Source organism: Bartonella sp. AD328YNZD (assembly GCF_042196425.1).
On sequence record NZ_JBHIQG010000609.1, the window covers coordinates 1 to 971 of the forward strand.

Consider the following 971-nt stretch of genomic DNA (forward strand, 5'->3'; position numbering starts at 1 on the left):
GGCATATTTGTAGGCATAGTAGAATTATTCAAATTAAGTGTTTCAGACATCTCTTTTTTCACATTTTCTACAAGATCTTGCATAAGAGCAGAACGCCATACATCAAATGCAGAATAGGAATCACGTGCAATATTGGGAACTTCTGTCAAAAACTTTTTACCGGTGTCAGAATTATAAAATGTTGTTATCGCATCAAGCTCTTTTTGAGTAAAATATTTTGCATATACATGAGCAATCTCTTTTTCTAGATCAGAGCGCCTTTTAATTAAAGCAAGCGCCTGCTTATCAACAATATCAGAAATAGCTGTTGCCAAATTCGGATCATCGCTGATCAGTTCATTTTTGAAATCATGGACTGCATTTGGTAAAAAGCTATCAAATTGATCCGTTGCATGAATAGCTCTGATTGCCTTTCGCGCTGAATCTAAATGTTGATCACTCACACCTTGTGCATGAACCATTCCAATATTCACAACAAAAATGGTAATTGCACCCCAATATGCGACAAAACGCGGAAAAGAAAATATTATTCTCATTTAATGATTACCCTGATAGTTAATTATAATTTAAATTTGTTATTCTACCTAAAGTCTTTAAGACCCTTTTTTATTGTGCTAGTATATCATCATGTAAATGTCTTTTCTAAAAATCAAATGGTTCTAAAACTTTTGTTTGTCCATCAGCCATAGCAACAATTGCACGTGAAGCCAACCCCAAAAAAAGACCATGCTCAACAACGCCAGGAATGGCAAGAAGCGCCTCTGATAATAATTGGGGTTGCAGAATGCATCCCCAAAATGCATCAAGAATAAAATGACCACCATCTGTTTCAAAAGGATTTTTTCCATTCATTCGCAATATAATGTCTCCAGAAAGTCCGAAATCATCAGCAATTTTTTCGATGGCTTTGCGTGTTGTATGGATACCAAATGAATTAACTTCAATCGGTAGTGCAAAAGCACCAAGTCTTT

At 35.3% G+C, this 971-nt stretch carries 2 protein-coding genes; both read right to left on the reverse strand.

The window, feature by feature from the left end; genetic code table 11:
• A partial coding sequence (locus ACFIO3_RS15815; protein ID WP_375704681.1) for a DUF2059 domain-containing protein occupies positions 1 to 536 on the reverse strand: 536 nt, incomplete at its 3' end.
• 106 nt (positions 537 to 642) lie between these two features.
• Positions 643 to 971: ribose-5-phosphate isomerase A (locus tag ACFIO3_RS15820; protein WP_375704682.1), on the reverse strand; the 329-nt coding region annotated here is incomplete at its 5' end.